The organism is Cupriavidus sp. GW823-FHT07A04, from assembly GCF_058794615.1.
Map to the genome: position 1 here is coordinate 1 of NZ_JBXAHA010000039.1, position 23,068 is coordinate 23,068.

The following is a 23,068-nucleotide window of genomic DNA, read 5'->3' on the forward strand; positions in this document are numbered from 1 at the left end:
TCTCGTTAGTCTTCTTTGCCGACGCAAAGAAGAGTGACCGGCAGCCCCCGCAGGGGGATGTCGTATGGCCCTTGGGTGCAAAAACCAACGCCGCTAAAAGAATCAGCAAAAGAAACAGCAGACCGGAAACTTCAAAAAAATAAGAGGAGCCCCCAATGGCAGGACCCACCATCGACTTCTGGCAAACCCGCTTCGAATCCGGGCAAACCCCTTGGGAACGCGAATCCGCCAGCCCGCAACTCCAAGCCTGGCTGGCGCAAGGCGTCATCCAGGCCGGGGAACGTGTGGTCGTGCCCGGCTGTGGCGGTGGCTGGGAAGTCGCCGCGCTGGCCGCGCATGGCGCGCGGGTCAGCGGTATCGACTACGCGCCCGGGGCGCTGGCCCGCACGCTTGCCCGGCTGGAGCGCAGCGGACTGCAAGCGGACCTGGAACAGGCGGACGTGTTGCATTGGCAGCCGGCCACGCCGGTGGATGCCATCTATGAGCAGACCTGCCTGTGCGCGCTGCATCCCGACCACTGGACCCGTTACGCCGCTCAGCTTCATGCCTGGCTGCGTCCCGGCGGACGCCTGCTAGCGCTGGTCATGCAGATGCGCCGCGACAGCGCTGGCCAGGGCGTGGTGGAAGGGCCGCCGTATCACTGCGACATCAACGCCATGCGCGCGCTGTTCCCCGCCCAGCAATGGGAATGGCCCAAGCCGCCGTTCGGCGCTGTCACGCATCCGAGCGGCGCATTCGAGCTTGCGGTGGTGCTGGTGCGCCGCTGACCCCCTGGCGGCGCACAGCGCCAGCCGCGCTATCCATGGGTAATCCCCAATCCATATACAGCCAGTCCACACAAGAGCCACACCGGTAGTTTTGTTACGGTGGCACCAGTCACAGCAGCCGCAAGACGGCACGCGTCGCACCCGGTGCCATCGGGCGCGCTTGACCCACCCAATTCCGAGATCGGCCCCTTGCCGCCCGCAGACCGCGCGCGGCAAGGGGCGGCCGGCACAGGAGACAAGATTGGAGATCCTGCAATTGACGATCTCAGGGATTGCGCTGGGCTGCATCTATGCGCTGATCGCCCTGGGTTTTGTGCTGATCTACAAGGCGACCGAGACGGTGAATTTCGCGCAAGGCGAGTTCATGATGCTGGGCGCCTTCGCTGGCGTGGTGCTGACCATGCTCGGGTTGCCACTGGTGCTTGCCGTGCCGTTGACGGTGGCGGGCATGGCAGGCTTTGGCATGCTGGTCGAGCGCCTGGCGATTCGCCCCATCCTGGGCCAGCCGCAGTTCGCCGTGGTGATGCTGACCATCGGCATGGGCTACGTGATGCGCGGCCTGATCACCATGGTGCCGGGCATCGGCGCCGGCACGCATACCTTGCCGGTGCCTTACCAGGGCATGGTGTGGCGCACCGGCGCGCTGGTGCTGAGCGTGGAGCAGGTGGCGGTGATCGGCGTCACCGCGGCGCTTTGCGTGGTGCTTTACCTGGTGTTCCGCTACAGCCGCATCGGCGTGGCGATGCAGGCCAGCTCGCAGAACCAGCTTGCCGCTTACTACATGGGCATTCCGGTGCGGCGGCTCAACGGGCTGGTCTGGGGCTTGTCGGCGTCGGTGGCCGCGATCGCCGGCCTGCTGCTGGCGCCCATCACCTTTGTCCACGCCAGCATGGGCATGCTCGGCCTCAAGGCCTTCCCCGCAGCGGTGGTGGGCGGCTTCGGCAGCCTGCCGGGCGCGATCGTGGGCGGGCTGGTGATTGGCGTGGTGGAGTCGCTGGCGGGCTTTTACTTGCCCGAGGGCTTCAAGGACGTCGCGGCCTATGTCGTGGTGCTGATCATGCTGGTGGTCAAGCCGAACGGCCTGTTCGGCGAGAACCTGCGCAAAAAGGTGTAGAGACGCGATGCGATTCCTCTTCAAGACCGACTATCGCCAGGACCTGCGCCTGGCCAGGCACCCGGGCCATGTGTTCTGGTACGGCTTACTGATGGCTTGCCTGCTGATCGCGCCGGGCTGGGCCAGCAGCTACTGGATCGCGCAGCTTGGCTTTGTGCTGATCTACGCCATTGCGGGCCTGGGCCTGATGGTGCTGTCCGGCTACACGGGGCTGCTGTCGATCGGCCATGCGGCCTTCCTTGGCGTGGGCGCCTATACACAGGCCTGGCTGACCAGCCACGGCGTGCCCTTCGTGCCGGCCTTGCTGGCCGCGGCTGCGCTGTCGGCACTGACGGGCGTGGTGGTGGGCCTGCCGGCGTTGCGCGTCAAGGGCATCTACCTGGCGATCGCCACGCTGGCCTTCGGCCTGATCGTCGAGGAGGTCCTGGCGCGCTGGGAGAGCGTGACCGGCGGCAATGCCGGCCTGCCGGTGGCCGCGCCGCAGCTGTGGGGCTATGTGCTTGACGGGCCTGTGGCGTTCTACTACCTGTCGCTCGCGGTTTGCCTGCTGGCCACGCTGGCCGTGCTAAACCTGCTGCGCAGTGCCACGGGGCGGGCCTTCATCGCCATCCGGGACTCGGAGATCTCGGCGCAGAGCATGGGCATTCACCTGGCGCGCTACAAGACCTTGTCGTTTGCGTTGTCCGCCGCGCTGGTTGGCATCGCGGGGGCGTTGTATGCCCACAAGCTGCGCTATATCTCGCCCGAGCAATTCGGCATTGCCCAGTCGATCGACTTGCTGCTGCTGGTTGTGGTGGGCGGGCTGGGCTCTGTGCATGGCGCGTTTCTTGGCGCGATCTTCCTGATCGTCATGCCGCAGATGATCGTGCTGGCGAAGGATCTCCTGCCGCCTGCCATCGGGCAAGCCAGCGGCCTGCAGGCGCTGGTGTACGGGCTGGTGCTGATGGCTTTCGTGCTGTTCGAGCCGATGGGGCTGTACGGGCGCTGGTGCAAGATCCGCACGTACCTGGAGCTGTTTCCCTTCTATCGCCAGGGTATGTTCCGGCGCCAGAAGGCCTTCCAGCGCTCCGAGCGCCTGAAATAAGGAGGCCCGCACATGACAGACACTCTTCTCAGCGTGCGCGACCTGTCGGTGCGCTTTGGCGGCGTGCTGGCGCTTGGCGGCGTGAGCTTCGATGTGCGGCGCGGCGAGGTCTTTACGCTGATCGGGCCCAACGGGGCCGGCAAGACCACGGTGTTCAACCTGATCAGCCGCATCTATCCGCCCACCGGCGGCGAGATCCTGTGGCAGGGCAGCAGCCTGACGCAGTTGCCGCCCCACGCGATCGCCGCGCAGGGCATCGCGCGCACTTTCCAGAATATCGAGCTGTTCGAGCACGCCACGGTGCTGCAGAACCTGCTGATCGGCCACCACACGCATCGCGCCAGCGGCTTCTGGGCTGACCTGCTGTTTACCCCCGCCGCGCGCCGCTCGGAGCTGGCCGCGCGCCACAAGGCCGAGGAAATGATCGAGCTGCTGGACCTGCAGGCGCACCGCGACGCGCTGGTGGCGGGCCTGCCTTATGGCGTGCGCAAGGTGGTGGAGCTGGCGCGGGCCTTGTGCAGCAGCCCGCGGCTGTTGCTGCTGGACGAACCGTCTTCCGGGCTGAATGTGGAAGAGACCGAGGACATGGCCTGGTGGATCCGCGATATCCAGAGCGAGCTGGGCATCACCGTGCTGATGGTGGAGCACGACATGAGCCTGGTGTCGCGCGTGTCGGACCGGGTGCTGGCGATGAACCAGGGCCAGGTGCTGGCGCAGGGCACGCCGGCCGAGGTCCAGGCGCACCCCGGCGTGATCGAAGCCTACCTGGGCTCCGTAGACGACGTAGCCTCACTGCGGAGGGCCGCATGAACCTGATGGAAGGCGCTGACAAGATGCGCGAAATCCACGGCACGCCCGTGCTGGCGCTGGCCAACGTGGAAAGCGCCTACGGCCCGGTCAAGGCGATCCGGGGCGTGAGCCTTGCCGTGCAGCGCGGCTGCATCGCCACCGTGCTGGGCGCCAATGGCGCCGGCAAGACCACCATCCTCAAGACCATTTCCGGCGTGCTGGACCCGACGCGCGGCAGCATCGCCTTCAAGGGCGAGAGCATCGCTGCAATGGATCCGGCCCAGATCGTGCGGCGTGGCCTGAGCCACGTGCCCGAGGGGAGGGAGGTGTTCCCGCTGCTGTCTGTGCGCGACAACCTGCTGATGGGTGCCTATACGCGGCGCGACCGCGACGGCGTGGCGCGCGACATGGAAATGGTCTACGACTACTTCCCGGTGCTGTGCGAGCGTGCCGCGCAGGATGCCGGCCTGCTCTCGGGCGGCCAGCAGCAGATGCTGGCGATCTCGCGCGCGCTGATGGCCGCGCCGGAGCTGATCCTGCTCGACGAGCCCAGCCTGGGCCTGTCGCCAAAGCTCACCAAGGACATCTTCGAGATCGTGGTGCGCATCAACCGCGAGCGCGGCACCACCATCTTGCTGGTGGAGCAGAACGCCAATATGGCGCTCAACGCGGCGGACTATGGCTATGTGCTGGAGAACGGCCGCATCGTGGCCGAGGACACCTGCGCCGTGCTGCGCGAGAAGGACGACATCAAGGAGTTCTACCTCGGCATGAAGGACAACGGCGTGCGCGGCGAGCGCCGCTGGAAAAAGCGCAAGACCTGGCGGTAGCGCGCTAAACGATCACCAAGTTGAGAGCAATCAATGGCAATGGCAACGGCAATGGCGACGGCGCACACCATGCGGCCCCTTTCCGAAGCGGCATTCGAGACCCTGCCGCAGATGTTCTGGCACGCCGTGGCCCAGCGCGCCGACGCCGTGATGATGCGGCAGAAGGACCTCGGCGTCTGGCGCAGCTATCGCTGGCGCGAAGTGGGCGAGATCGTGGCCGATGTCGCCGCCGGCCTTGCCGAGCTGGGCCTGCAGGCAGGCGAGGTGGTGTCGGTGCTGTCCAGCACCAACCGCGAATGGGTGTGGAGCGACCTTGGCGCACTCACCGCCGGTGCGGTGGTCAGCGGCATCTATCCCACCGACTCGCCTTCGCAGGTGGAGTATCTTTGCCACGACTCGGGCAGCGTCATGCTCTTCGCCGAGAACGAGGAGCAGCTGGACAAGTACCTGGAGGTGCGCGAGCGCCTGCCACGGCTGCGCAAGGCGATCGTGTACGACATGGAAGGGCTGGCCGGCTTCGATGACCCCGGCGTGCTCAGCTTTGACGCGCTGCTGACACTCGGCAGGCAAGCGCGGGCGCGGCAACCGGGGCTGGTGGCGGCGCGGCTGGCCGCCGGCAGCGCCGACGCGCTGGCGGTGCTGGTCTATACATCCGGCACCACGGGACGGCCCAAGGGCGCGATGCTGTCGCACCGCAATGTGCTGCGCAGCTGCCTGACGCTGCGCGAGTTCCTCCCCGCCACCACCATCGGCGAGCGCATGGCCTTCCTGCCGCTGTGCCACGTCTCGGAGCGGATCTTTGGCGAGTACTACTCGATCCTGTCCGGTGCCGTCGTCAATTTTGTCGAGAACCCCGACACCATCTTCGACAACATTCGCGAGATCCAGCCCGACGCCTTCCTGGCGGTGCCGCGCGTGTGGGAGAAGCTGTATTCCAGCGTGACCATCGCGGTCCGGGAAGCGACCCGCCTGCAGCGCTGGGCCTATGACTGGGCGCTGGCCGCCGGGCAGGCCCGCGTGCACGAGGACGGGCAGGCAACGGTGTTGCCTCTGGCCGCGCGCCTGAAGCTCTGGCTGGCCGATACGCTGGTGCTGGGCAATGTGCGCCGCACGATGGGCCTGAACCGCGTGCAACTGGCGGTGACCGGCGCGGCGCCGATCTCGCCCGACCTGATCCGCTGGTATATGGCGCTGGGCATCGTGCTGCACGAGCTTTGGGGCATGACCGAGATCACCGGCGCGGCTACCTGCAACCCGCCGGGCCGGACACGCCCGGGCAGCATCGGCATTGCCTTGCCGCATACCGAGGTGAAGGTCTCGCAGGAAGGCGAGCTGCTGGTGCGGGGCCCGCAGGTCTTCATGGGCTACCTGAACCTGCCCGCCAAGACCGCCGAGACCATGGCCGACGGCTGGCTGCGCACGGGCGACGTGGGCCGGGTGGACGAGCAGGGCTACTTCTATATCACCGACCGCATGAAGGACCTGATCATCACCGCTGGCGGCAAGAACGTCACGCCGTCCGAGTGGGAGAACCAGCTCAAGTTCAGCCCCTATGTGACCGACGCCGTGGTGATCGGAGACCGCCGGCCCTACCTGAGCTGCCTGGTGATGATCGACCAGGACAACGTGGAGCAGTGGGCGCAGGAGCACGACGTGCATTTCTCCGACTACGGCTCGCTGTGCCGCAGCAAGGAGGTGATCGCGCTGGTGGGCCAGGAGATCGACCGTGTCAACAAGCAGTTCGCGCGGGTCGAGCAGATCAAGGCATTCCGGCTGATCGAGACCCGCCTTGGCGCCGAGGACGAGGAACTGACGCCCACCATGAAGCTCAAGCGCAAGCTGGTCAACGACAAATACAGCGCGCTGATCGAGTCGATGTACCTGGCCAAGGTGGCCTGAACGCAAGCGGCCCCAACAGGAGACAGGAGGCGCCATGAGCGATGCAGACAAAGCGGTTCCCGTCAGCCTGGTGCGGCATGGCCGCATCGGCCTGCTGTGCATCGACCATCCACCGGTGAACGCGCTCTCGGTGGCGACGGTGGCGGGGCTGGATGCCAAGGTGGCCGCCTTCGAGGCCGATTCCTCCCTCGATGGCTTGCTGATCTGGTGCGCGGGCCGGACCTTCGTGGCGGGCGGCGACATCGCGCAGTTCGATGCGCCGGATTTCACGGCTGCGCCTTACAACCGTATCCTGGCCCGGATCGAAGCGTGCGAACGGCTGGTGGTGGCCGTGCTGCACGGCACCGCGCTGGGCGGCGGGCTGGAACTGGCGCTGGCCTGCCATTACCGCGTGGCCGCGCCCGGCACGCGGGTCGGGCTGCCCGAGATCAAGCTGGGGCTGCTGCCCGGCTCGCTGGGCTCCCAGCGGCTGCCGCGCGCCTGCGGGGCGGCCCTGGCGCTGGACCTGATGCTGAGCGGGCGCATGCTCGACGCCGAGGCGGCGCTGGCCGCCGGCATCGTCGATGCGCTGGTGCCGGGCGAGCCGTTGGCCGCTGGCCTTCATTTTCTGGAAGACCTGCTGGCGAAGCGAGCGCCGCCGCGCCGGCTGTCGAGGCTGTCCGTGCCTGTTGCCGGGCTCCCGCCGGACTTCTTCGCGCAGGCCTTGCAGCGCGCCACGCAGGAGCGTGCGCGCTATCCCGCGGCAGCGGCAATTGTGCAAGCGGTGGAGGCGGCAGCGACGCTGCCGTTCGCCGGGGGCGAGGCGGTGGAGGCCGCCTTGCTTGCCGCCTGCGTGGCGTCGCCGGAATCGCGGGCGCTGCGCCATCTGTTCTTTGCCGAGCGCCAGGCGGCCCGCGTGCCCGGGGTGCCCTCGGGCATCACGCCGCGCGCGCTGCATACCGCTGGAGTGGTGGGCGCCGGCACCATGGGCAGGCGCATCGCCATGAGCCTGGCGGACGCCGGCTTGCCGGTAACGCTGGTTGAGGCCAGCGGCGCGGCGTTGGCCAAGGGCCTGGCATCCGTGCGCGCCCAGTACGAGGCCAGTGCCGCGGCCGGGCGGCTGCAGCCCGATCAGGTGGCCAGGCGCATGGGCCTGATTGCCGGCACGCTGGACTACGACGCACTGGCCGGCTGCGAACTGGTGATCGAAGCGGTGGTGGAGGATATGGCGCTCAAGCAGCAGGTGTGCGCCCGTCTTGGCCAGATCTGCAAGCCCGGCGCAATCATTGCCACCAATACCTCCACGTTGGACGTGGAGGTATTGGCCGAGGCCTGCGGCCGGCCGGACGATTTCGCCGGGCTGCATTTCCGCAACCCGGCCAATGGCGGACGGTTGATCGAAGTGGTGCGCGGCAGCGCCACCGCGCCGGATGTGTTGATGACTGCCATGCACCTGGCCCGGCGGCTCGGCAAGGTAGCGGTGGTGACGGGCGTGTGCTTCGGCTTTATCGGCAACCGCATGGCCGAGGCCTACCTGCGCGAGAGCGAGTTCCTGCTCATGGAAGGCGTGAGCCCGGCGCGGTTGGATGCCGTGATGCAGGCTTACGGCATGGCGATGGGGCCGTGCCGCATGCTGGACCTGGCCGGGATCGACACGGGCGCCAAGATCGTGCTGGAGTACGGCAAGGCCGGGGGACTGCCGCCGGATCCCGCCTATCGCGCGGTGGTGCGTACGTTGTTCATGCTGGGGCGGCTCGGCTGCAAGAGCGGCGCGGGCTACTACCGCTATCCGGACGGCGAGCCGGTGGCGGACCCGGAGGCCGAGCGCATCTGCGCCGCGCTGGGCCGCGCGCACGGCATCGCCCAGCGCACCGACATTACCGATGCCGAGATCATCGAGCGCCTGATTTTTCCGCTGATCAACGAGGCCGCCAAGCTGCTGGAGGAGGGCATGGCCTGCCGGCCCGCAGACATCGACATGGTATGGACCGCCGGCTATGGCTTTCCCGACTATCTCGGGGGCCCTGTGTGGCAGGCGGACAGCATTGGCCTGCCCCGCGTCAAAGCCGGGCTGGAGCGCTACGCCCGCCTGCGCGGCAATCCTTACGACTACTGGGACATCTCCCCCTTGCTGGCGGCGCTGGCACAAAGCGGGCAGCGCTTGTCCGACTGGTGCGCGCCGCCGCCCGCAGCCGATGCCGTAGCACCGGGCGGCCAGGCACAGTGCCATGCGCCGATCTCCCATGCGCCTATCTCATTACCGCAGGACTCTCGGTCCGTGCAAAGCAGGATCCAGTCGGGACCCAAGCCGCCGCAGAGCGTGCATTGAAGCCAAGGCAAACCAGCAAGAAGGCAACGAACAAGCAACGAACCGATAAGACAAGGAGACAACCATGATCTTGAAGACCACTATCGCCGCCATTGCGCTCGCGCTCAGCGCCGGCGCAAGCGCGCAGACGCGCGGCGTCACCGACAAGGAAATCGTGCTCGGCCTGATCACCGATATGTCCGGGCCGATCGTCAACTACGGCAAGGAGTCGCGCAACGGCATGACCATGGCCGTGGAAGAGATCAACGCCCGTGGCGGCGTGCAGGGCCGCAAGCTGCGGGTGGTGGTGGAAGACAATGGCTACGAGCCCAAGCGAGCCGTGCTGGCCGCGCAGAAGCTGGTCACGCAGGATGGCGTGTTCGCCATCATCGGCCACCTGGGCACCGCGCCCAATATGGCCACGCTGCCGTTCCTGGTGCAAAGCAAGGTCTTCAACTTCATGCCGCAGAGCGCCGCGCGCGACATGTATGAGCCGGCCAGCCCATACAAGATCGCGCTGGGACCGTCCAACTTCCTGATGTCCACCACCATCATGGATTACTTCTTCAAGCAGAAGCCCTACCAGCGGGTGGGCGCGCTGTACCAGGACGACGACTACGGGCGGGAGTCCGTGGAGGGCGTGCAGGCCTACCTCAAGACCAGGAACATGACCCTGGTGGAGAAGGTGTCGTACAAGCGCGGCGCCACCGACTTTTCCTCGCAGATGGCGCGGCTCAAGGCGGCCAACTGCGACCTGGTATTCAACGCCTCCACGATGCGCGAGTACATCGCCTCCGTCCAGGAAGCGCGCAAGATCGGCTTCAACCCGGTCTTCGCCGGCACCTCGGCCAACTACGCGCACCAGGTGCCGCTGCTCGGCGGCAAGGCCATGGAAGGCCTGCATGCGGCAGCCTTCATCATGCTGCCCTATGCGGACGATGCAAACCCGGCGGTACGGCAATGGGCGGCCGCCTACAAGAAACGCTTCAATGAAGACCCGGGCGTGTACTCGATGTTCAGCTACTACGCCTACACCACCTTCGCCACCATCGCCGACAAGGCCGGGCGCAACCTGAGCGCGGAGTCCTTCAACGCCGCCATGGAGTCGACCAAGCTACCGCAGGACGCGCTGGGCAACCCGGGCTTCAATGTCTCCGCCAGCAACCGCCTGAGCAACGACCGCATCCGCATCATGAAGGTGGCTGGCGACAAGTGGATCCCGGCCAGCGACCTGCTGCCGCCGCCCAAGATGAACTGAGCGGGCGCGGCATTCATGAACAACCGGAGACAACCATGAGCACGGCAACGGAACAGGCGCGCGAGCGCATCGGGCGCATCGCCCTGGGCGATGTGATCCACCGCAGCGCCCGGCGCTTCGGCGCCCGCACGGCATTGATCGAGGGCGACCACAGCCTCAGCTATACGGCGCTGAACGCCGCCACCAACCAGTTTGCCCACTACCTGCTGGCCCAGGGCATGCGCAGTGCAGAGCGTGTCGGCATGCTGTGCAACAACTCGATCGACATGATCGTGGCGCTGCTAGGTATCCAGAAAGCGGGCATGGTGTGGGTGCCGATCAACACGGCGCTGGCGCCGGATGCGATCCAGTACATCCTGGAACACGCGGAGGTAACGCGCCTGGTGGCGGACGCGTCCGTGCTGGCGCGGCCCGGCATCGGCGAGCTGGTCGCGGCGTTGCGCATTCCCGTCGTGTTGCTGGAGCCGGCGGGCGAGGTGGCAGGCGAGATGGCGGGATTAGCCGGATTAGCTGTTACCCGGCATGCCGACGCGCTGGCTGGCCAGCCGGCCACGCTGCCAGATGTGGACATCGCCAGCGGCCAACTGGCACAGATCATGTACACCAGCGGCACCACCGGCCCGCAGAAGGGTGTCATGCATTCCCACGCCTCGGTGCATTCGGTGCTGGCGGCCAACCTGGTCGATACCGGCTGCGGGACGGCGAGTGAAGTCTTTACCTGCCTGCTGCCGATGTTCCACTGCGCGCAGCACGGCAATACCATGAGCGCGCTGCTGGGCGGCCATGCCGTGGTGATCGGGCGCGGCTTCGATCCGGCCCGGGTGCTGGCGGACCTGGCCCGGCACCGCGTCACCGTGGTGGTGGCGCTGCCGATGATGTACCGGGCCATGCTGGAGCACCCGCAGTTCGCCGCGACCGACCTCTCCAGCGTGCGGCTGTGCATCTACGGCATGGCGCCATTGCCCAAGAACCTGCTGCTGCGCCTGCTGGATGCGTTCTGCCCCAACTTCGTCCTGTGCTCGGGCCAGACCGAGATGTACCCGGCGGCCACCATCTTCGAGGCGCAGGAGCAGCGCAAGCGCTTTGGCGCCTTCTGGGGCGTGGGCACGGTGGTCAACGAGGTGGCGGTGATGAGCGACGACGGCCGGCTGCTCGGCCCGGGCGAGGCCGGCGAGATCGTGTTTCGCGGGCCGAACGTGATGCTGGGCTATTACAAGGACCCCGAGGCTACCGCCCGCGTGCAGCGCTTTGGCTGGCATCACTCCGGCGATCTTGGCGTGCTGGACGAGGATGGCCAGTTGCTGTTCCTCGATCGTATCAAGGACATGATCAAGAGCGGCGGCGAAAACGTGCCCTCGATCAAGGTCGAGGAAGTGTTGCTGCGCCATGCCGCCGTGGCCAATGCGGCAGTGGTCGGGCTGCCGCATGCGCGCTGGGGCGAAGCGGTGACGGCCTTCGTGACCCTGAAGCCCGGCGCGCGGGTGGAGGACGACGAGCTGGGCGCGCACTGCAGGGCCCACCTGGGCGGCTTCGAGGTGCCCAAGGCGGTGCTGCTGCTGGCGGCATTGCCGGCCACCTCCACCGGGAAGATCCAGAAGTTCGCGTTGCGCCAGCGCTATCACGAGCATTACGATGAGCACCACGAAGCGCACCACGCGCACCCTGGCGAGGGCTGAGCACCGGGCCCGCCTGTGGCTGACATAGCCACCTGACATAGCCACCTGACGCAAGACGTAGCCGGTAGCCCCGGCTACGCTGCTTTTTGCGTCGCATTTTTGCATCGCATCATGGCGGCGCAGCGAGAGCAAATAACTAGCAGGCCTGACGACGCCCCCATCGGGGCGCGGACGGTGCCAGCAGGAGACGAGGACATGCAGATGCAAGCACCAGGCATTGCGTGCCCGCCAGCGACGACCGTGGCGCCTGGCGCCCGGGACGGAGCCGGCCGGGTGATGTGGCTCACCCCCGACAGGCTGTTCTACGCCGGCCTGCTTGGCTCGCCTTCGGTCCGCACCATGGGTGGGCTATTGATCTATGTGGCTTTGCGTGCACCCATCCGCATCCGCTTTGACGACGGACCCTGGGCATCCGCGGAACTGGCGGTGGTGCCGGCGTACATGCCGCACTCGGTTGCTTGCGACGACCGCATGATCTGCGACCTCGCACTGGAAGCGGAGAGCATCGACCTGGCGCGCCTGCCGCCGGTGATACGCGAGCGGGCAGGGCCGGTGGACGATCCGGCCTTTGTGCGCCATGTGCGCCAAGCGCATGCCTACCTGAGCGAGCGCGGCCGGGAGCTGGAACTGCAGGCGGACAGCTTCGACCAGATCTTCTTCGGGCACGCGCTGGCGCCGCGCAAGCTGGACCCGCGTATCGAGGCCGCGGTACAGCGCATCCGCAATGCGCCGTCGGCCACGGCCACTGCCGAGTCATGCGCCGCATCGGCCCATCTGTCCTTCTCGCGCTTCCTGCATCTGTTCAAGGAGGATGTCGGCACGCCGTTCCGCAGCTTCCGGACCTGGAAACGCGCCCGCAGCCTGCTGCACTATGTCACCCAGGACTCCAACCTGGCCCATGTGGCGCTGGATGCCGGCTATCCGGACTCCACCCACTTCAGCCATTCCATCCGCCAGGTTTACGGACTCAAACCCAGCGATATCTTTGCCGGCTCGCGCAAGCTCGCCCTGATTGGCGAGCTTGCGGAGGTGGGCAGCGGCATGCCCGGCTAGGCGGGCCGCGCAGGGGTATCCGGCGCGTCCTCAGTGCGCAAGGCCGCCTTGTGGATCTTGCCGGCCGGCGTGAGCGGCAGCGCTTCGCGCAGCACCACCTGGCGCGGCACCTTGTAGTCGGCCAGGCGGGTCCCGCAGTACGCGCGGATTTCCTGCTCGGAGACCTGGCAGCCAGGCTTGGGCACGATGTAATAGCGGCCGATCTCGCCCAGCACGGGGTCGGGCACGCCAATGCCGGCGACCATCATCACCGCCGGGTGCCGCGCGATCACGCCCTCGATCTCGGCCGGATAGACGTTGAAGCCGCCCTGGATATACATATCCTTCTTGCGCCCCTTCAAGTGGATATAGCCGCGTTCGTCCACGTAGCCCAGGTCGCCCGAGTGCAGCCAGCCCTGGGCATCGAATCCATCCTCCCCGGCCGCGCCGCCGACGTAGCCCTGGCAAACGCCCGCGCCACGGTAACAGAGCTCGCCGATTTCGCCCGTGGCCAGGCTTTCGCCGGCAAACGAGACCACCCGCACCTCGGCGGCGTCGAACACACGGCCGATCGATTGCATCAGGTCCTGCCGCTGCGCGTCCCAGGGCGTCATGACGATCGCGCCTGAGGATTCCGAGAGGCCGTACAGGTTCATCACCGTCGCCTGCGGCATGCGGGCCTGCAACTGCTCCAACAGGGCCGCATCCACGGTGGCGCCGCCCACAATCACGAGCCGCACGGAGGAGAAGTCCACCTTGGCCGAGTCGGGATGCATCAGCAGCAGCGTGGCCATGGTCGGCACGCCCGAGAAGATGGTGGGCGGGTGCTGGCGCATCCTGGCGAGCACCAGGTCCGCCTTGAAGGCTGGCACGAGGTCGCAAGTGCCGCCGCCCAGCAGGAAGTTCAGCACCCCGCAGGTGATGCCGCCCACATGGTTCAAGGGCAGGGCCAGCTGGAGCTGGTCGGCCTCGCTCGTGCGCACATGGCGCGCTTGGGCCAGGGCTGCCGCCAGCATGCTGCGATGGGACAGTCCCGCGCCCTTCGGCCGCCCGGTGGTGCCCGAGGTGTAGATCACCATGGCCAGGTCCTGCGGCACGACCTTCGCCTCGGCGGCCTCCAGTACGGCCGGGTCCGGCGCGGTGGCCAGCAGCGTGGAAAGCCGCAGCGAGCTGGTGTCGGCCGATGGCGCTGTGTCGATTGCGTCGATTGCGTCGATTGGGTCGATTGGGTCGATCAGCACCACATGCGACAAGCCCGGCATGCGCGGAGCCAGCCGTGCCAGCATGCCTGGAAAATCAAAGCCCTCGCACTCCGGCACGGTGAAGACCGCCTTGACCGCGCTGTCGTTGACCATATGCTCGATCTCGTTGTCGCGGTAGCGCACGCTCAGGCCCACCACCGCCACGCCGATGCGGCTTGCGGCATAGAACAGCTGCAGCCACTCGATCTGGTTCAGGCCGATCACGCCGATGCGCTCGCCACGGGCGATGCCCAGGCCAAGCAGCCCACAGGCAAGCCGCGCGGAGCTGGCCTCCATCCCGGCAAAGGTGTGGGCCTGCGGCCCGCAGCGGTAGGCAGTGCGCTGGCCCCACCGCTGGCTGGCCTGGCGAAGGGCGGCACCAATGGTGGCGGGCGGCGGGTTGGCAATCATGCGGGCTCTCCTGGCGTTGGATGTCAAGTTGGATGCGGCAAAGACCGGGGCAGGTCAGAGCGGCAAGCGTAGCCAAGTAGCGCCGGGCAAGGCTTGCGGAAAGTGGCTGGGTCGCTGCGTATGGCGGCGGCAGCGTCGTCTCGGTGGACGTAGATTACGCATGACATGGGTAATTGAAAAATACCCACGAAATTGGTATTTGCAATTTACCCATATTATTTGTAAAGTGAGATTACGCATTTGATGGGTAACTCCGGATGACCACGATGAAACAGCTGCTCACCACCCCCAGCCAGCTCGGACAAGTGCTGCAATCCGCACGGCGTGCCGCCAGACTGTCGCAGACGGACCTGGCCGCGCGGCTGGATGTCAGCCAGAGCCGCATCTCCCATATGGAGCTCAACCCGGGCAGCATCAGCGCCGACCAGTTGCTGGCGCTGATCAGCGTCCTCGGCCTGGAACTCGTCGTGCAGGATAGGCACGCGGCGGGCGCCGAAGCCTCGCCGGTGGAGTGGTAGCCATGGGTCGCAGATCGCATGCGCGGGCGTTGTCGGTATGGGCCAATGGCGAGCGGGTAGGGACGTGGCGCATCCCCACGCGGGGCGACATGGAATTGCAGTACGACCCAGGCTGGCTGGCCTCGCCCGCCGGACGCCCACTTTCCCTGTCGCTCCCCTTCGGCGTCGATACCTCCCCGCTCAAGGGCGACCGGGTGCGCAACTACTTCGACAACCTGCTGCCCGACAGCGACGCCATCCGCAAGCGCCTGGCCACGCGTTTCAAGGCGGCAACCACGGAAGCCTTCGACCTGCTGGAAGCCATCGGCCGCGATTGCGTCGGCGCCGTGCAATTGCTCGGTGAGAACGAACAGCCGGTGGGCCATGACCGCATCGACGGTACGCCGCAGTCCGACTCCGATATTGAAAAGCTGCTGCGGCAGACGGTCAGCCCCACCGGCATGGGCGCGCAGGACAATGACGATGATTTCCGCATCTCCCTGGCCGGCGCGCAGGAAAAGACCGCGCTGCTGTGGCATGGCAACCAGTGGATGAAGCCCCACGGCGCCACGCCCACCACGCACATCCTCAAGCTGCCGCTTGGACTGGTGGGCAACAAGCGGGCCGACCTCAGTACCTCGGTCGAGAACGAGTGGCTCTGCCTGACCATCCTCGCCGCTTATGGCCTGCCGGTGGCGCATAGCGAAATCAAGACCTTCGCCAGCCAGAAGGTCCTGAGCGTGCAGCGCTTCGACCGGCAGATGCATTCCTCGGGAGGCTGGATCCTGCGCCTGCCGCAGGAGGATTTCTGCCAGGCGCTTGGCGTCGCCCCGCACCTGAAGTACGAGGCGGATGGCGGCCCTGGCATGCGCGACATCGCCCAGATCCTGCGGCAATCGACCCATGCCGACGAAGACCTGGAGATCTTCCTCACCACGCAGATCCTGTTCTGGATGCTGGCGGCGCCTGACGGGCATGCCAAGAATTTCAGCATCCGCCTGCTGCCTGGCGGGCGCTACCGGATGACGCCGCTCTATGACGTGATGTCGATCTGGCCGGTGGTTGGCTTTGGGGCAAACCAGTGGTCATGGCACAAGGCCAAGCTGGCCATGGCGGTGGCCGGCAAGAACCGGCACTACCTGTTCAAGGACGTGCAGCGCCGGCATTTCAACGCCATGGCGCCCAAGTGCTTCCACGGCCCGGATGCCGAAGGCATCGTTCAGCGGCTCATTGCGCAGACGCCGGCTGTCGTTGCCACGGTCAGCGCCGCCTTGCCGGGGGGCTTCCCGCAAAAGGTGGCGCACAGCATCCTGCAAGGGCTGGAGGCATCCGCCCGGCAGCTCGATCGCATGCCGCCTGGCTAAGAGGTTGGTTGGGGTTTGGCGGGGCCAACCACTTTGCGCAAGACGAAGCGCACGGCGCGGCCTATGGTCGAGGGATGCCGGCTTGCATGCCGCACGCCACCCCCGACCCGAAAGCCCACTGACAGCCCCCCCCTGACAGGACCCACGATGAGCCTCCTGACCCTGCCGCCCCTTGCGCACTATTTCACCGCCGAGCACGAGCAGTTCCGCAGCACGCTGCGCGACTTCGTCGCCCGCGAGATCACGCCCTACGTGAACGACTGGGACGAAGCCGGGACCTTTCCCCGCTCGCTGTACCGCCGCGCCGCGGAAGTCGGCCTGCTCGGGCTGGGTTACCCGGAACACTTCGGCGGCACCCCCGGCGACATCTTCTATCACCTGATCCAGGCCGAAGAGTTTGCCCGCTGCGGCTCCGGCGGCGTCAACGCGTCGCTGCACTCCCATTCCATCGGCGTGCCGCCCATCGTCGCGGCCGGCAGCCAGGCGCTGCAGGAACGCGTGCTGCCCGCGGTCATTGCTGGCGACAAGATCGCCGCCCTGGCCATTACCGAGCCCGGCGGCGGCTCCGACGTGGCCAGCCTGAAAACCACCGCCGTGCGCGACGGCGACCACTACATCGTCAACGGCGAGAAGACCTTCATCACCTCCGGCATGCGCGCCGACTTCATCACCACCGCGGTGCGCACCGATCCCGCCAACAAGGGCGCGGGCGGCATCTCCCTGCTCCTGATCGAAGGCAACACGCCCGGCCTGACCCGCACTGAACTCAAGAAAATGGGCTGGCTCGCCTCCGACACTGCGCACCTGCACTTCGACAACTGCCGGATCCCGGCCGCCAACCTGATCGGCGAGGAGAACCGCGGCTTCCAGATCATCATGCGCAACTTCAACGCCGAGCGGCTGGGGATGAGCGCCAGCGCCTATGGCTACGCCGAAGCCTGCCTGCAGGAAGCACTCGACTGGGCGCGCCAGCGCAGCACCTTCGGCCACCCGCTGGTGGAGCGCCAGGTGATCCGCCACAAGCTGGTCGACATGGCCCTGCGCATCGAAGCCGCCCGCAACCTCGTCTACGACCTGGCTTACCGCGTGCAGCACCAGGCCGGCGACCCGGCGCAGCTGGTGGCGCGCACCTGCATGGCCAAGATCCAGGCCACCCAGGCCATGCAGTTCTGCGCCGACCAGGCCGTGCAGATCCTGGGCGGCATGGGTTTCATGCGCGGCACCCTGAGCGAGCGGGTGTACCGCGAGGTCAAGGTCATGATGATCGGCGGCGGGTCGGAGGAAATCATGAAAGACCTGGCCGCGCGGCAGTTGGGGTTTTGAGGGGGGGCGGAGAGGTGGCTGGAATAGCAGTTAACGTATTCGCTCATGCTTTTTAAGAAGCAAAACCAACCGTCACCAAGCTAACGTATTAGATCGAGTCTCATATCTGGAATTTTGCTAGATAGCACTCTATACTGTCTTCGTACTGATACGTTATCAACACGACGAAAGGCGCAATGCAGCACCTTATTACCGCAACCGCAAGCCTTGGCCAGCTCGCCCGCGCTGCGCGCATGACCCAGAAGCTCACACGCGACGAACTGGCCCGCGCCACGGGACTCTCGCCAGCCTTTATCTCAGCGGTTGAACGTGGCAAGGAGACCGCGCAAATCGGCAAGGTGCTGCTCCTGCTACAGGAGCTCGGCGTGACGCTGTTCGGCGAGGCTTCCGGCGTCCAGCAACTGATGGCGGACAAAGACGGGCTCGCCAACCGGCGAGTGCGTAAATGAGCGAAGAAGAGCGCACGCTCATCGCCTTTGCCAACGGCGTAAAAATCGGTGAAGTGGCGGACAACAACGGGGTTTGGACGTTTGCCTACGACGCGGGCTGGCTGAATCACCCCGGGCGCTTCGCCCTGAGCCCTAGTCTTCCGCTAGGGCCGGCACTTCAGGTCGATACCAGTTCCGACCGTCCCGTGCAGTACTTCTTCGACAACCTCTTGCCGGAAGAGGGCCAACGCGCCGTGCTGGCCAGCACGGCAAGGCTCGATATCGAAGACGCATGGGGCATGCTGGCGTACTACGGCGCGGAATCGGCCGGGGCCATCACGCTTCTGGCGCCGGGCCAGCAGGAACCCGGCGCAGGCCGGGTGCCGCTATCGTTCGAAGAACTGCACCGCCGTATCGCGGACCTGCCGGGGCGCCCGCTTGACGCGAAGGCGCCCAAGCACATGTCGGTGGGTGGCGCGCAGCACAAGCTGGCGGCAATCCTGGAGGGCAGGCAAGGAGAGCAGCGATTGCTGGAACCAATCGGCGCAGAGCCTTCCACCCATATCCTGAAGCCGGAAGCACGCTCTACCGCATGGCCACATACTGCCATCAATGAGTTCTTCTGCATGCGGCTGGCTGCGCGCGTGGGTCTGCCGGTGCCAGCCACGGCGTTCCTGCGCGTGCCTGCGCCGGTCTTCGCTATTTCCCGTTTCGATCGTGAATCGCTGCAAGGCCAGGTGCGGCGCCGGCATGTCATTGACGGCATGCAGCTGCGCGGCAAGAGCCGGACACTAAAATACACGCAAGCCTCGACGCAGACCCTGAGAGCGCTGATCGAGCTGACACGCACCCGCGCCGCCTCGCGCCTGGCGATTTACCGCTGGATTGTGTTCAACGTGCTGGTTGGCAACGGCGACGCGCATATGAAAAACCTGTCGTTCTTCGCGGATCCCGACGGCTACAGCCTTGCCCCGTTCTACGATATCGTCAGCACCGTGGTGTACGACACCAAGAACTTTCGCGACACCGCGCCGTACTGGCCGGACTCCGAATTGTCCATGCCGATCGGGGCCGCCAGGCATTTCGGCGACCTCCAGCGCACCGACCTGATTCAAGCGGGGCAGGAACTTGGCTTGAGTCCAACGGCGGCGGCCTATGAGCTCGATGCAATGATGGCTGCCGTAGCGCAGGCCACGAATGAGGTCCGAGCGCAAGTCGAAGCTGAGGCCACGCCGGATGGTGGCGAGGCCCCGCTGCTCAATGCCATCCTGGCCATGCCACTCAAGGAGATGTCCGATCGGCTCAGACGGCCAGTTCGAAGTCCGGCAGCATAGCTGCCTGCACAAGAGGGCATTCGTCCAGGGAAGCGCCTCAGCCTTCCTGCGACGCGGATCGGCCCCGCCGCGCCGCCTTATAATCCGACCGGAGAATCCACCGCTGGCGCTGCCGGCGGGCGTGTCCTGGAACCGGCCGAATGCCTTCGTACCCCCTTGTCCTCTGCCTCACCTTTGCGGTCGTCGGAAGTCTGACGGTTGCCGTCGCAACCTGGACGCGGCGGGACGATCCCATCGTCAAGGCCTTCCTGGCGCTGGCCCTGGGGAGCGCGCTATGGAGCGGTGGCCGCCTGCTCGAGTTGAACTCCGTCGACCTGGAAACCCGCATCCTGTGGGCCAAGGTGCAATATGTCGGCATTGTCGCCGTGCCCATCGGCTGGCTCTGCGCCATCGTCCAGCTCAGCCGGCCAAGATTCGTCATCCCTTGGTCGCTGCTCTCGCTGCCCATCGTCATCAATATCGTGACGCTGGCCCTGGTCTTTACCAACGAACGGCATCACCTGATCTGGACGTCGATCCAGCTGGTGCCGGGGGGCGCGCCACCGGGCGCCGTCTTCGGCCATGGCCCGGGATACGCCGCGGCGGCTGCCTACACCTACCTGCTGTTGCTGATCAGCGTTTACTTCCTGCTGACGGCCCGGGTGCCAAGCAGCAGCCTGACCCGCGGGGGAAGGGCGGTGCTTGCGGGCGGCCTGGCGTTGCCGCTGGTGGCCAATATCGCGTACTTGCGCGGATGGACGGGCCCGCTGGGCGGCGACCTGACCCCCGCCACCTTCGCGGTGACGGCGGTGCTGGTGTGGGTATGCGCGCTGCGCAGGCACCTGGATGACGTTGGCCACTACGCCAGGCTCAGGGTCTTCGATGCCTTGCAAGAAGGCTGCGTGATCGTGAATGCCAACGACATCATCGTCGACTTCAACCCTGCCGCGCGGCGCCTGCTGGTGGAGGTGGAGCGGGGCAGCGCGTTTCCGCCGGCCTGGCGGGACGCGATCGCTGCCAGCCGCAGCGGCGCGCCTGGCAGCGGCGGCTCGCACCTGATTTCGGAGGAGCGTGTCGACTACGAGCTCACCGTGGATTCGGTGCGCAACCTGAACCGGCAGCCGGTCGGAATCATTGTGTTCCTGCGCGATGTCACGCGCTTTCGCTCGCGTGAGCACGCGTTGACGGTGGAAAACTCCAGCCTGGCGGTGCGGCTCGGCGAGACCGAGGAAAAGCTCTCACGCATCGAGGCGGACCTGTATCGCGATGCGCTCACCGGCGCGCGCAACCGGCGCTACTTCCAGCGCGAGGCCGCCGCCGCGATAGCCGACGCGTTTGAGCGCGGCATTCCCGTCGGCCTGCTGATCATCGACGTCGATTACTTCAAGCAGTACAACGATCTCCACGGCCATGTGCATGGCGACGAATGCCTGCGCCGCGTTGCCGCCGCCATCGGCGAAGCCATGCGCAACGGCCCCGGCGACTTCTGCGCCCGCGTTGGCGGCGAAGAGTTCGCCATCGTGCTGCCAGCGATCACGCCAGCCAATACACGGGAAGTTGGCCTGCGCCTGCTTAATGCCGTGCGCTCGCTGGCGCTGCCGCATGGCGGCTGGCCAGAGCACCCTTGCGTCACCATCAGCGTTGGCGCGGTTTGCGAAATCCCGGCGTCGCCATCGCTGGAATTCCTGCTCGAAAAGGCCGACGCTGCCATGTACGAGGCCAAGCGCAACGGCCGTGACCGCTTCATGATGCACGACCCGGTGGCGTCGCCTGTGTACCCGGGCTGAACGTCTTTCATGGATTGGCCTGACCGGCCATCCTCTCAGGAGTACCCCACTCATGTCATTCGGCGAATCCGCAGCCATCTACAGCCAGGCACGCCAGTCCTACAGCACGGCTGTGATGGACAAGGTCGCAGATATTCTGGCGGCGGCACAGACGCAAGCCATCCTCGACATCGGATGCGGCACGGGCATCGCCACCCGGCAACTGACCGCGTGCGGTTTTCGCCCGGTCGGGATCGACGTTGACCCCGACATGATCGACGAGGCGCGCCGGCTGGGGCAGGCGGGCGCGTACCACGTAATGGGCGCCGATCGCCTGGATTTTGCCGACGCGGCATTCAGCGGGGCTACCGCCTTCGGCGCGTTCCACTGGTTCTCGGACGATGCATCAGTGCGCAACATCCGCCGCGTATTGATGCCAGGCGCGGCCTTCGTCGTCGTCAACAAGAACGACGCGGGCGATTTCCGCGAGGCCATCGTTGACATCGTCGGCCGCCACGTGGCCCTGAGCCAGGCGCGGCCCAAAGCCGAATACCAGCCTGCCGGGACGCTAGCCGCCGGCGGCTTTCACGCGGTCCGCGAAGACCGGATCCAAACGATGGAGTCGCTTTCCATCGAGCATGCGGTTGCGCACGCGCGGTCGATGCGCTTGTGGGAAGAGGTGCCGACATCGCTCCACGCAGCCATTGAGGCTGAGCTGCGTGACTACGTGGGACGTCATCTTGACGCATCCGGCATGTTGCCGCGGCCGCTTGTCGTGACGGTAGTTTCGGGATGCCGGTAGCGGCCGGGCGGGCGACCATACTGGCCCCAAGCAGGCCCGCCGAGGCCGGATCTCAATTCCACTGCGTGGAAATGCAGGGCTGTATTCGACCGTATTTGCGCTTAATCTGGGTTCATCGATAAACGACGGGCAGGGCAAAGCATGGCGCCTGTCCCGTCAAGAAACCCAGACGGAGACGCAAGTGCCTAATTCATTCCCCCTTTTCAACAGGGCGCTGGCCGCGTTGGCCATTGCGCTTGCCTCCACGGGCGCGCTGGCGCCAGCCGCGAACGCCGCAGCCTTCCCGGAAAAGCCCATTCGCCTCGTCGTACCCTTCGCCCCGGGCGGTGGCACCGACCTGATCGCCAGGACCATGGGCGTGACGATGTCGCAGGATCTCGGCCAGCCGGTGATCATCGACAACAAGCCGGGTGGCGGTACCATCATCGGCTCCGACACGGTGGCCAAGAGCGCGCCGGATGGCTACACCATGGTAATGGCCACGTTTGCGCACGCAGTCAACCCGAGCATCCACGCCAAGCTGCCCTATGCCACCGACAAGGCATTTGCGCCGGTGATGCTGGTGGGCCAGTCACCCAACGTGCTGGTGGTTCGCCCGGACAGCCCCTACAAGACGGTGCAGGACCTGATCGCTGCCGCCAAGGCCAAGCCAGGGAAAATCTCGTTTGCATCGCAGGGCCCTGGCACCTCCGCGCACCTCGCGGGTGAACTGTTCAAGTCACTGGCCAAAGTCGACCTCAATCACATCCCCTACCGAGGCGCCGGCCCAGCCATTACAGACTTGCTGGGCGGCCAGGTGGATGTGATGTTCGCCACGGCCTCCGCAGTCGGGTCGTTGCTTGAGAACGGCAAGCTGCGCGCGATCGCGGTGACCACGGCCAAGCGCTCGACAAGCCCTGTCCTGGCGAAGGTGCCCACCATCGCGGAAAGCGGCGTGCCCGGCTACGTGGCCGAAAGCTGGTACGGGCTCTTCGTGCCGGCAGGCACGCCCGCCGCGGTGATTGCCCGCCTGAACGCCGCCGCCAGGAAGGCGGTGCAGACCGAGGCGTTCCGCAAGCGTGCCGAAACCGAGGGCCTGGAAGTCAGCGCGGGAACGCCCGAGGAATTTGGCCGCTATGTGCGCGCCGAGGAGGTTCGCTGGAGCCGGGTGGTCAAGCAAGCCAACATCACCGCAGAGTAATCCGGCA

The 23,068-nt window shown here is 66.4% G+C and carries 19 protein-coding genes; 18 read left to right on the forward strand and 1 reads right to left on the reverse strand.

From position 1 onward, the window contains the following. The first annotated feature begins 155 nt into the window (after window positions 1-155). The 10 genes from AC1Q7Q_RS39335 to AC1Q7Q_RS39380 all read left to right on the forward strand — a co-directional run bounded on the left by AC1Q7Q_RS39335 (window position 156) and on the right by AC1Q7Q_RS39380 (window position 12,757). On the forward strand, window positions 156-767 hold the full coding sequence (locus AC1Q7Q_RS39335) for a methyltransferase domain-containing protein (protein ID WP_492375567.1): 612 nt from the start codon (window positions 156-158) through the stop codon (window positions 765-767). Window positions 768-1,008: 241 nt separating this feature from the next. Then, on the forward strand, window positions 1,009-1,881 hold the full coding sequence (locus tag AC1Q7Q_RS39340) for a branched-chain amino acid ABC transporter permease (protein ID WP_492375568.1): 873 nt from the start codon (window positions 1,009-1,011) through the stop codon (window positions 1,879-1,881). 7 nt (window positions 1,882-1,888) lie between these two features. Next, on the forward strand, window positions 1,889-2,965 hold the full coding sequence (locus AC1Q7Q_RS39345; protein ID WP_174426302.1) for a branched-chain amino acid ABC transporter permease: 1,077 nt from the start codon (window positions 1,889-1,891) through the stop codon (window positions 2,963-2,965). Between the two features lie 12 nt (window positions 2,966-2,977). Further along, the gene (locus tag AC1Q7Q_RS39350; protein WP_492375569.1) at window positions 2,978-3,775 is read left to right on the forward strand and encodes an ABC transporter ATP-binding protein; all 798 of its coding nucleotides are present in this window, start codon (window positions 2,978-2,980) and stop codon (window positions 3,773-3,775) included. Next, the gene (locus AC1Q7Q_RS39355) at window positions 3,772-4,584 is read left to right on the forward strand and encodes an ABC transporter ATP-binding protein (RefSeq protein WP_492375570.1); all 813 of its coding nucleotides are present in this window, start codon (window positions 3,772-3,774) and stop codon (window positions 4,582-4,584) included. Before AC1Q7Q_RS39350 ends, AC1Q7Q_RS39355 begins: the two co-directional genes overlap by 4 nt. 69 nt (window positions 4,585-4,653) lie before the next feature. Next, window positions 4,654-6,483, forward strand: a complete 1,830-nt coding sequence (locus tag AC1Q7Q_RS39360) for an AMP-dependent synthetase/ligase (RefSeq protein ID WP_492375571.1) — start codon at window positions 4,654-4,656, stop codon at window positions 6,481-6,483. A 34-nt stretch (window positions 6,484-6,517) separates the two neighbouring features. After that, window positions 6,518-8,791, forward strand: a complete 2,274-nt coding sequence (locus tag AC1Q7Q_RS39365) for a 3-hydroxyacyl-CoA dehydrogenase NAD-binding domain-containing protein (RefSeq protein ID WP_492375572.1) — start codon at window positions 6,518-6,520, stop codon at window positions 8,789-8,791. A 64-nt stretch (window positions 8,792-8,855) separates the two neighbouring features. Then, window positions 8,856-10,028, forward strand: coding sequence for an ABC transporter substrate-binding protein (locus AC1Q7Q_RS39370; protein WP_150984552.1), 1,173 nt, complete (start codon window positions 8,856-8,858; stop codon window positions 10,026-10,028). 35 nt (window positions 10,029-10,063) lie between these two features. After that, entirely contained in the window at window positions 10,064-11,704 is a 1,641-nt protein-coding gene (locus AC1Q7Q_RS39375) for a class I adenylate-forming enzyme family protein (RefSeq protein WP_492375573.1), read from the forward strand. Window positions 11,705-11,899: 195 nt separating this feature from the next. Continuing rightward, window positions 11,900-12,757, forward strand: a complete 858-nt coding sequence (locus tag AC1Q7Q_RS39380) for an AraC family transcriptional regulator (protein ID WP_492375574.1) — start codon at window positions 11,900-11,902, stop codon at window positions 12,755-12,757. Here AC1Q7Q_RS39380 and AC1Q7Q_RS39385 read toward each other — a convergent pair. Continuing rightward, window positions 12,754-14,388: a class I adenylate-forming enzyme family protein gene (locus tag AC1Q7Q_RS39385; RefSeq protein WP_492375575.1), complete on the reverse strand. Its 1,635-nt coding sequence runs from the start codon at window positions 14,386-14,388 to the stop codon at window positions 12,754-12,756. The genes AC1Q7Q_RS39380 and AC1Q7Q_RS39385 overlap by 4 nt on opposite strands. Window positions 14,389-14,654: 266 nt before the next feature. Between AC1Q7Q_RS39385 and AC1Q7Q_RS39390 the strand changes: the two genes are divergently transcribed. From AC1Q7Q_RS39390 to AC1Q7Q_RS39425, 8 genes are all read left to right on the forward strand, one after another. Next, window positions 14,655-14,906, forward strand: coding sequence for a helix-turn-helix domain-containing protein (locus AC1Q7Q_RS39390; protein WP_492375576.1), 252 nt, complete (start codon window positions 14,655-14,657; stop codon window positions 14,904-14,906). A gap of 2 nt (window positions 14,907-14,908) precedes the next feature. Further along, a complete protein-coding gene (locus AC1Q7Q_RS39395; RefSeq protein ID WP_492375577.1) occupies window positions 14,909-16,249 on the forward strand; it encodes a type II toxin-antitoxin system HipA family toxin in 1,341 nt (446 codons plus the stop codon). 147 nt (window positions 16,250-16,396) lie between these two features. After that, window positions 16,397-17,572, forward strand: a complete 1,176-nt coding sequence (locus AC1Q7Q_RS39400) for an acyl-CoA dehydrogenase family protein (RefSeq protein WP_492375578.1) — start codon at window positions 16,397-16,399, stop codon at window positions 17,570-17,572. A gap of 176 nt (window positions 17,573-17,748) precedes the next feature. Next, entirely contained in the window at window positions 17,749-18,021 is a 273-nt protein-coding gene (locus tag AC1Q7Q_RS39405) for a helix-turn-helix domain-containing protein (protein WP_183033991.1), read from the forward strand. Then, window positions 18,018-19,334: a HipA domain-containing protein gene (locus AC1Q7Q_RS39410; protein WP_492375579.1), complete on the forward strand. Its 1,317-nt coding sequence runs from the start codon at window positions 18,018-18,020 to the stop codon at window positions 19,332-19,334. Before AC1Q7Q_RS39405 ends, AC1Q7Q_RS39410 begins: the two co-directional genes overlap by 4 nt. Window positions 19,335-19,474: 140 nt before the next feature. Then, window positions 19,475-21,100, forward strand: a complete 1,626-nt coding sequence (locus AC1Q7Q_RS39415; RefSeq protein ID WP_492375580.1) for a histidine kinase N-terminal 7TM domain-containing protein — start codon at window positions 19,475-19,477, stop codon at window positions 21,098-21,100. 52 nt (window positions 21,101-21,152) lie between these two features. Beyond that, complete coding sequence (locus AC1Q7Q_RS39420) at window positions 21,153-21,881, forward strand: class I SAM-dependent methyltransferase (RefSeq protein WP_492375581.1); 729 nt, start codon at window positions 21,153-21,155, stop codon at window positions 21,879-21,881. A 181-nt stretch (window positions 21,882-22,062) separates the two neighbouring features. Next, on the forward strand, window positions 22,063-23,061 hold the full coding sequence (locus tag AC1Q7Q_RS39425) for a tripartite tricarboxylate transporter substrate binding protein (protein WP_492375582.1): 999 nt from the start codon (window positions 22,063-22,065) through the stop codon (window positions 23,059-23,061). Window positions 23,062-23,068: the final 7 nt, after the last annotated feature.

Coding starts and splice junctions, on each gene's coding strand:
- AC1Q7Q_RS39405 (WP_183033991.1), top strand. CDS start 17,749: ATGCAGCACCTTATTACCGCAACCGCAAGCCTTGGCCAGCTCGCCCGC.
- AC1Q7Q_RS39365 (WP_492375572.1), top strand. CDS start 6,518: ATGAGCGATGCAGACAAAGCGGTTCCCGTCAGCCTGGTGCGGCATGGC.
- AC1Q7Q_RS39350 (WP_492375569.1), top strand. CDS start 2,978: ATGACAGACACTCTTCTCAGCGTGCGCGACCTGTCGGTGCGCTTTGGC.
- AC1Q7Q_RS39380 (WP_492375574.1), top strand. CDS start 11,900: ATGCAGATGCAAGCACCAGGCATTGCGTGCCCGCCAGCGACGACCGTG.
- AC1Q7Q_RS39335 (WP_492375567.1), top strand. CDS start 156: ATGGCAGGACCCACCATCGACTTCTGGCAAACCCGCTTCGAATCCGGG.
- AC1Q7Q_RS39415 (WP_492375580.1), top strand. CDS start 19,475: ATGCCTTCGTACCCCCTTGTCCTCTGCCTCACCTTTGCGGTCGTCGGA.
- AC1Q7Q_RS39360 (WP_492375571.1), top strand. CDS start 4,654: ATGCGGCCCCTTTCCGAAGCGGCATTCGAGACCCTGCCGCAGATGTTC.
- AC1Q7Q_RS39375 (WP_492375573.1), top strand. CDS start 10,064: ATGAGCACGGCAACGGAACAGGCGCGCGAGCGCATCGGGCGCATCGCC.
- AC1Q7Q_RS39370 (WP_150984552.1), top strand. CDS start 8,856: ATGATCTTGAAGACCACTATCGCCGCCATTGCGCTCGCGCTCAGCGCC.
- AC1Q7Q_RS39385 (WP_492375575.1), bottom strand. CDS start 14,388: ATGATTGCCAACCCGCCGCCCGCCACCATTGGTGCCGCCCTTCGCCAG.
- AC1Q7Q_RS39420 (WP_492375581.1), top strand. CDS start 21,153: ATGTCATTCGGCGAATCCGCAGCCATCTACAGCCAGGCACGCCAGTCC.
- AC1Q7Q_RS39400 (WP_492375578.1), top strand. CDS start 16,397: ATGAGCCTCCTGACCCTGCCGCCCCTTGCGCACTATTTCACCGCCGAG.
- AC1Q7Q_RS39355 (WP_492375570.1), top strand. CDS start 3,772: ATGAACCTGATGGAAGGCGCTGACAAGATGCGCGAAATCCACGGCACG.
- AC1Q7Q_RS39390 (WP_492375576.1), top strand. CDS start 14,655: ATGAAACAGCTGCTCACCACCCCCAGCCAGCTCGGACAAGTGCTGCAA.
- AC1Q7Q_RS39410 (WP_492375579.1), top strand. CDS start 18,018: ATGAGCGAAGAAGAGCGCACGCTCATCGCCTTTGCCAACGGCGTAAAA.
- AC1Q7Q_RS39345 (WP_174426302.1), top strand. CDS start 1,889: ATGCGATTCCTCTTCAAGACCGACTATCGCCAGGACCTGCGCCTGGCC.
- AC1Q7Q_RS39395 (WP_492375577.1), top strand. CDS start 14,909: ATGGGTCGCAGATCGCATGCGCGGGCGTTGTCGGTATGGGCCAATGGC.